The sequence below is a fragment of the Microvirga mediterraneensis genome (genome assembly GCF_013520865.1).
GTDB lineage: Bacteria > Pseudomonadota > Alphaproteobacteria > Rhizobiales > Beijerinckiaceae > Microvirga > Microvirga mediterraneensis.
The window spans coordinates 1-6,888 of the sequence record NZ_JACDXJ010000008.1; the positions used below are offsets into that span (position 1 = coordinate 1).

The 6,888-nt window shown below is 65.5% G+C and carries 11 protein-coding genes; 8 read left to right on the top strand and 3 right to left on the bottom strand.

Going from position 1 to position 6,888, the window contains the following annotated elements:
• Positions 1-93 precede the first annotated feature (93 nt).
• The 4 genes from H0S73_RS25445 to H0S73_RS25460 all read left to right on the top strand — a co-directional run bounded on the left by H0S73_RS25445 (position 94) and on the right by H0S73_RS25460 (position 1,584).
• Complete coding sequence (locus H0S73_RS25445; RefSeq protein ID WP_181055014.1) at positions 94-606, top strand: hypothetical protein; 513 nt, start codon at positions 94-96, stop codon at positions 604-606.
• Positions 607-609: 3 nt separating this feature from the next.
• Positions 610-855, top strand: coding sequence for a hypothetical protein (locus tag H0S73_RS25450; RefSeq protein WP_181055015.1), 246 nt, complete (start codon positions 610-612; stop codon positions 853-855).
• Positions 856-1,046: 191 nt separating this feature from the next.
• A complete protein-coding gene (locus H0S73_RS25455; RefSeq protein ID WP_181055016.1) occupies positions 1,047-1,202 on the top strand; it encodes a hypothetical protein in 156 nt (51 codons plus the stop codon).
• A 106-nt stretch (positions 1,203-1,308) separates the two neighbouring features.
• Positions 1,309-1,584 (top strand): hypothetical protein, encoded by a 276-nt coding sequence (locus H0S73_RS25460; RefSeq protein ID WP_181055017.1) that lies wholly within the window; start codon positions 1,309-1,311, stop codon positions 1,582-1,584.
• A 28-nt stretch (positions 1,585-1,612) separates the two neighbouring features.
• On the opposite strand, the gene H0S73_RS25465 is transcribed toward H0S73_RS25460, so the two are convergent.
• From H0S73_RS25465 to H0S73_RS25475, 3 genes are all read right to left on the bottom strand, one after another.
• A complete protein-coding gene (locus tag H0S73_RS25465; RefSeq protein WP_181055018.1) occupies positions 1,613-2,029 on the bottom strand; it encodes a DNA-binding protein in 417 nt (138 codons plus the stop codon).
• 90 nt (positions 2,030-2,119) lie between these two features.
• Complete coding sequence (locus H0S73_RS25470) at positions 2,120-2,398, bottom strand: virulence factor (protein ID WP_181055019.1); 279 nt, start codon at positions 2,396-2,398, stop codon at positions 2,120-2,122.
• Entirely contained in the window at positions 2,398-2,595 is a 198-nt protein-coding gene (locus H0S73_RS25475; RefSeq protein WP_246389516.1) for a DUF5397 family protein, read from the bottom strand. The genes H0S73_RS25470 and H0S73_RS25475 overlap by 1 nt, the downstream gene beginning before the upstream one ends.
• A 378-nt stretch (positions 2,596-2,973) precedes the next feature.
• Here H0S73_RS25475 and H0S73_RS25480 point away from each other — a divergent pair, with 378 nt between their 5' ends.
• The 4 genes from H0S73_RS25480 to H0S73_RS25495 form a co-directional block, all read left to right on the top strand.
• Positions 2,974-3,645: a GntR family transcriptional regulator gene (locus tag H0S73_RS25480; RefSeq protein ID WP_181055021.1), complete on the top strand. Its 672-nt coding sequence runs from the start codon at positions 2,974-2,976 to the stop codon at positions 3,643-3,645.
• Between the two features lie 497 nt (positions 3,646-4,142).
• On the top strand, positions 4,143-5,042 hold the full coding sequence (locus tag H0S73_RS26205) for a hypothetical protein (RefSeq protein ID WP_181055022.1): 900 nt from the start codon (positions 4,143-4,145) through the stop codon (positions 5,040-5,042).
• 784 nt (positions 5,043-5,826) lie between these two features.
• Positions 5,827-6,171: a MobC family plasmid mobilization relaxosome protein gene (locus H0S73_RS25490; RefSeq protein WP_181055023.1), complete on the top strand. Its 345-nt coding sequence runs from the start codon at positions 5,827-5,829 to the stop codon at positions 6,169-6,171.
• A partial coding sequence (locus tag H0S73_RS25495) for a relaxase family protein (protein WP_181055024.1) occupies positions 6,161-6,888 on the top strand: 728 nt, incomplete at its 3' end. The genes H0S73_RS25490 and H0S73_RS25495, both read left to right, overlap by 11 nt.

Here is a 6,888-nt window from a genome sequence, read left to right on the forward strand (position 1 = left end):
AAGCCGGCCTGGAGGTGACCCGGCAGGGTCGGGAGTATGTGTCCGTCAAAGACCGGGAGACCGGCGAGAAATGGCGGTTGAAGGGGGCAATCTATGCAGAAGGATGGAGCCGGGACCCGGCTGGCGGATCGTCTGCGCTCGCAGATGCAGAGCGAGCGGCACGAGATCGAGAGCGTCGCGCGCGACGAGCTCAACAAGCTCGCGAGCAGCTTGCGCGCCGAGTCCAAGACCGCGCTGCTTTCCATGAAAAGCAGTTTGGCGGACGCGGTGGCGGTGCAGATCACGGCCCTGAGCGCCGAGATGCGGCAGATCGAGGCCAGGCAGAGGCGCTGGCCAGCCTGGACCGCCTTGGGGTGCAGCGTGATCGTCCTGACAGCCTTGGCCTTGCTCTGGAGCGTGACGGCGTGGCTGCGGAGCGACCTGGAGAGCCTGCGCGCCGCGACCGCCCACGAGACGGCGGCCCTGGAACGGCTCAAGGCGAGCACGCATGGGCTGGACCTTCAGAGCGCGAAGGAAGGCACATTCCTGATCCTACCGGCGGGTTTCGCGGGCAAGCCCCTGACGCCGTGGACCTGCGGCAGCCGCCCCTGCCTGAAACTGGATTGAGCCATGAAACAACTGACACCCCTCGAGCGCGAGCTTCTGCATTCGCTCAAAGCTGTCTCCGACGCGTATCAGAGGGACACCATCGCCTTGCAGGAGCTGTTGCGGCAGGCCGTGAGCGCTTCCGAGCAGCAGCAGGCGCGGATCGACCTGCTGGAGCAGCGGCTGTCGATGTCCGAGGCTTTTACCAAGGGCTTGTCCGATCAACTCGGCAAGCTCTCCGGTCACTTGGATCGCATTTTGAAACCCTGAACCGGATCTGGGAGACGCGGCAGCGCCAGGCGGAGCGGCGTGAGCTGTTCGGGCGGGCGGTAGAGGCGCTGCGCCAGGCGCAGGCCTCACAGCAGGAGGGGGCCGAGCGGAAGGCCCTGGAGCAGGCGAAGGCGGCGCTGCACGGTTATCGGGAGTGGCAGGCGAAGGGCGGCACGCCGGCCGAGTTCACCGTGCGGGAGAGCCGGGAGCGGACGCAGCAGGTGGCGCAGTTCGAGGCCTTGCCGAAGGTGATCGCGACTACGGAAACCCGACTGGAGGCCGAGCAGGCCCGTCAGGTGCAGCGGCAGCGGCAGCGGCAACGGGGCCGGGGTGGCCCCTCGCGTTAACGGTATATGTTGCGGCGACTGCCAATTGAGCCACGAGGATGCGGACTTAAGCTATATGCGTGTGGCGCAGCCTTGAGCTGCTCAGGCCTGTAAAAGGAGTGCAATAATGATACTGACTGGATATCGCTCTGTCGTTCATGTGCGGCAGATCGATAGATTTCCGACTTTCAACGGGGTTGGAAAAGACCCGTATGAGGTGGACGTGAATCTCGCCACAATCGAGAGCATCGATCCATGCAAAGTCACGGAGTTCCTCGGTCCTGGCAAAGGACATCGTGACGTAGAGTTGGAAAATTTCTTCACACTTTTTCTGACGAGTGGCAAAGAAATCCACATCGACGAGACGACACGTGATGAGCTCCGCGCGCGGATGAACCCGTAAGGAAGTATCATCCGGCCTTGGCTCAGGCTCACCGCTTGAGCCAGGCCCGCCATCCTGTCGGGCTGGGTCTTTGATCGGTCAGCAGGTGTTGCGTCTGAGCCTTCCAAGCATCGCGCTCACCCTGAAGCGCCTCACGTTCCCGGTGATGGGCCTCCTCCATCCGCTGCATCATCTCCCGGAGCATGCGAACCTCGACCTCCAGGGCGGCTTTGGCGGCTGTTACACCCTCTGTTTCGGCCGTCTCGCCTGTCTCATGGGGCGTCTCGGTTTGTTTCAAACCGCTGTCCGCGAGACGTTTCGGATACACCCGGAACAGCTCTGCGGGATCGATGGCGTAAGTGCCATCGTCGCGCTTGGTGGCGGAGAGCCGGCCGCTCTTAATAGCCCGCCAAATCGAGGCTTTCGACGTTCCGGCCTCTTTGGCCGCTTCAAGCATGGAGAACATAGTGTTTCGGCCGTCTCAGAGGGGGTGAACAGGCGTCTCGGATTGTTTCAACAAGACGTTTCGAAACGGTTCACAACCCTCGACCGGAACTCAGGTTTTTACAAACCGGGTGAAGTCCGACCACTGCTCGACCCGGAACGCCCGGATATCCTTGACGCTCTGGGGAAGCCAGGGCAGGCCCTTCAGGGCCGAGATGGCCGAGAAAAGGTTGGCCAGATCCTCACTGTTCGAGACGTAGAGGCTGCCCTGCACTCGGTTGAAGCCAAAGCCCGACAGGGTATTGGCGATGTCGGTATAGGCCTGAGAGACGCCCTTGGGGTGGTTGTTCGCCGTGTCCGCCACAACGAGATCGAAGGCAATGGCGAACATCAACGCTCCTTGGGATCATCGAGAATGTCGAGCAGACTGTACTCAACCTCCTCACCGGTTTCCAAGACACGGACCTTCATCGTCCGGTTGCCGTCTGGGCGTTCCTCTCCGGCCTCGATGATTTCATAGACCGGGCCGACCAAGCCGAACCGACGCCAAGTGCCGACGAGCTGCTGAGGCTCTGGAAATGCATGCATGGTGCTCATGCCCCCAATATAGGCCAACCCGGGCCGGTAGGAAATCCGGTGGTTAAGAGGGTCTTAACGGGTTGTGGCCAGCCTGTAACGTGGCATTGACCCCTGCCGAGTCGCCGGGGCACAATGCACAATGGCGTTGCTGTTGTTTTGATTTGCAAATCAGCGGCGCACAGGAGCCTAAAAACACGAAAGCCCGCCGAAGGGGCGGGCCTCATGCATATCGCCGGCTTGCCGGGGACAGATCTAAGATTGGCGTCATGATCTTCCCCGACAAGCTGGCCTCTCGTCAAGCGAAATCGCGATTTCGCTAACGGCGAAGCTTTGCCTGCATGACGCGCCATCCCCTGCGACGGGTTTGAACAACCCGAAGGGGGACGCATGTCCTTATCCGACCAGATCCGGTGCGCCGTCGCGGCTGCGCCGCGCGTGCAACTCAACACTATCCGCGAAACCCTCTGGCGGGCTTGGGGCCAGCGGCTTGTCACCGACGATGAGGCCGAAGAGCTGTCGGCCCTGATCGACGCCAAGTTGGCTCTGCCTAGCCCATCCAAGCCCCTGCCGCGCCGGGTGGGCTCGCGTCCGCGCTCGCCAGAGAGCCTGGAGCGCCGGCGCCGCTGGACCGCATCAGGGCGGCTGCCGCCGCGGCTCGCGATGCGGTTCACGATGGCGGAACAGTCCGTGTTGGCCGTGGTCGCCGTGGAGGTGATCAAGCGGGGAGCCTGTACCCTGACGGTGCCACATATCGCGGCCCTGGCCGGGGTGTCGGAGACGACCGTGCGCAACGCCCTGCGCGAGGCCAAGGCGCTCGGCCTGGTGACGGTCGAGGAGCGGCGACAGAGCGCCTGGCGCAACGCCCCGAACGTGGTGCGGATCGTCATGCCGGAATGGCGGAGTTGGCTGCGCCTGAGCCCACAGGGGGGAGGGTGCAAATCTGTGTACCCCACGCATACAGATTCTAAGAATAAGGCTCTGTTTGCGCCTGAACGATCTGTTGCAAGGGCTGCCGGGGGGCAGCGGGCAGAGTCGACGGCGCTTCGACGGCGATTGTAAGCGCCTCGCGGACACCCAGATTTAGAGCAACCAAAGGTAGAACCGGGCTGGGGAACAGACCCGGCTCAAGCGGCTGGTTTCGCGGAACGGGTTTTATGGAACGCAACCAGAAAGTGGGGGAGGGTTGGTGGCGGCCGCTCAGCAGAGGGAACGATTTACGCCCTTGCCCATTGGAAGGGTACGCATTGATGGATCTTCTTCTGGAGCCTGATCCCTCCCCAGCGGGGCTGGGGAGGGATTTTTCGTGCCTCATTCGCTTCAGCCTGCCAGGAAGACGGCACCAATTATAGCGATCACAATCCATACCACGGGAGGGAACCATCTCGGGTAAGGCCTGTCGTGCCCATCATAGCTCATGAGCCCTCGCGTGGCTGAGAGGATCTTTCGGCCCTTACGGATGAATCGGCGGGCGTGCTGCTCTGTCGGGCAAAACAGGCTGTTTCGTGGCTTGGCCGCCCCCTGCATAGACAAGCCCTGCTGGAACGCCAGCAGGGCTCATGCCGATTCATAAGACGGGCTTGGGGTTAGCGTTTGGAGCCACCGCCGCCATGGCCGCCGCCGTGACCTCCGTCACCCTTGCCGCCGCCACCGTGACCGCCGCCGTGACCTCCGTCACCCTTGCCGCCGCCGCCGTGGCCGCCGTCACCCTTGCCGCCGCCGCCGTGACCTCCGTCACCCTTGCCGCCGCCGCCGTGGCCGCCGTCACCCTTGCCGCCGCCGCCGTGACCTCCGTCACCCTTGCCGCCACCGCCGTGGCCGCCGCCGTGACCTCCGTCACCCTTGCCGCCACCGCCGTGGCCGCCGCCGTGACCTCCGTCACCCTTGCCGCCGCCGCCGTGGCCGCCGTCACCCTTGCCGCCGCCGCCGTGACCTCCGTCACCCTTGCCGCCGCCACCGTGACCGCCGCCGTGACCTCCGTCACCCTTGCCGCCGCCGCCGTGGCCGCCACCGCCGTGGCCGCCGCCGTGACCTCCGTCACCCTTGCCGCCGCCGCCGTGGCCGCCGTCACCCTTGCCGCCGCCGCCGTGACCTCCGTCACCCTTGCCGCCGCCGCCGTGACCTCCGTCACCCTTGCCGCCGCCACCGTGACCGCCGCCGTGGCCGCCGCCGTGACCTCCGTCACCCTTGCCGCCGCCACCGTGACCGCCGCCGCCGTGACCTCCGTCACCCTTGCCGCCGCCGCCGGGATTACCACCAGTTCCTGGGTCCGTGCCGCCACCAGGGTTTGTGCCACTGCCTGGGTTGGTCCCTCCACCAGGAGGTGTTCCGCCGCCTGGATTCGTCCCAGTTCCAGGCTCCGTTCCTCCGCCTGGGCTAGTTCCACCACCTGGGTTTGTGCCGTTACCAGGGCTCACGCCTCCACCCGGCGCACTGCCTCCTGGCTGTCCACCGCTTGAGCCGCCCCCACCTGGGTTACCGCCGCTAGGCAGACCTCCCGAATGTCCACCTCCCGGTTTTCCTGAACCTGGATTCCCAGTGCCAGGGTTGGAACCGCCGCCTGGCGTTCCCCCACCGGGGACCGTGCCACCAGGGGGATTGTTCGAGGCAAATCCGCCGTCCGGTCGCCCCCCGTCGTTGGGTCGATCCGTGTTGATCAGGCCAGGCGTACTAAAGCCCGGAGCTCCTGGGATTGTGCCTGTGACCAAGTCGGGCTGGTCAAAAGGGGTTTGGACCAGCCGCTGAGCGGGAGGGGCGATCCGGCAGCGGCAGATCTCTTCACCTCTCACCCGGTGCAGGCGGCAGTTGGTGTAGTCAGCGGGATTTGCGACGGCTGGGGTACATTGTCTAGCGGCACTGGCATAGCGCGACTTCCCGGCCATGGCATGAGGGCCAAGATCGGCGGCGAAGGCGCTGACAGAGGACAAAAGGGTAGCGAGGCCCGCCAAGGCGAGCTGATGGGATGGCTTCATCATGTACTCACGTTCAGAGTGGAAGCTGCCGGAGAGTTCCGGCTGAGGTTGGGGGACTAATCGCCCAAAAAGGAAAACGTTCCGGAATCTACCTTTAATCGATTGTCCCAGTCCGTCTACGGAACGCTGTTGAAGACCCAGTCCAACCGGGCTCGACCGTCTGGATTGTTGCTTTAAGCCAGCCTACTCTTGTCATGACACTTTCGTGTCCTGCCTGCGAGGCTGTCGAGGGGTGGCTACGCCTCCCCTTCGAACCCCACCAAGGAGCCCCATGACGACCCGATCCCCCCGCCGCATGATGGTGCAGGTGCGCGCCTCCCCCGAGGAGCATGCCCGCTGGCAGGCCAAGGCCGAGGCAGCCGGCATGCGCCTATCCGGCCTGGTGCGCCAGGCGCTGGACGAGGCCCGGCCGCCGCGCCGGCGCTCGCGCCCGCCGGTGGACCCGGCGCTGCTGCGGCAGCTCGCCTTGATCGGCAACAACCTGAACCAGCTCGCGCGCTGGGCCAACCGCGACCGGGGCGGCACGGATGCGGTGGCGGTGGTGGCGCGCCTGATCGAGATCGACCGGGAGCTGTCCACGTTACGGGCGGCTGTCGAGGCGTCGCATGCTGATTAAGTTCTTCGCCCGTGGCACCGGCAGCGGGCGCGGGCCGGTCGAGTACGTGACCAAGGGCGAAGGCCGCGAGACCGCGCCGCCGGTCGTGCTGCGGGGCACCCCGGAGCGGACGTGCGAGCTGATCGACGGCATCGCGCGGCAGTGGCGCTACACCTCGGGGGTGATCAGCTTCGCGGCCGAGGATGCGCCGAGCGCGGCCGATCAGCGCCAGGTGATGGACGAATTCGAGTGCACGGCCTTCGCCGGCCTGGAGGAGGATCAGTACGACATCCTGTGGGTGCGCCATCAGCACACGGAGGGCAGCCGGGTTGAGCTGCACTTCGTGGTGCCACGCGTGGAGCTGTCGACCGGCAAGGCGCTCAACATCGCCCCTCCGGGCTGGCAGCGGCTCTACGATCCGTTGCGGGACGCGCTGAACTGGGAGAAGGGCTGGGCGCGGCCGGACGATCCGGAGCGCGCCCGCGAGGCGGTGCCGGTGCGGGAGCGCCCGGAGCGGCTGGCGGACCGGGAGGCGATCACCGGCTATCTGTCGGAGCGGATTGTGGCCGGCGACGTGCAGGACCGGGCCGGGATCGTACGGGCGCTGGAGGAAGCCGGCCTGGAGGTGACCCGGCAGGGTCGGGAGTATGTGTCCGTCAAAGACCGGGAGACCGGCGAGAAATGGCGGTTGAAGGGGGCAATCTATGCAGAAGGATGGAGCCGGGACCCGGCTGGCGG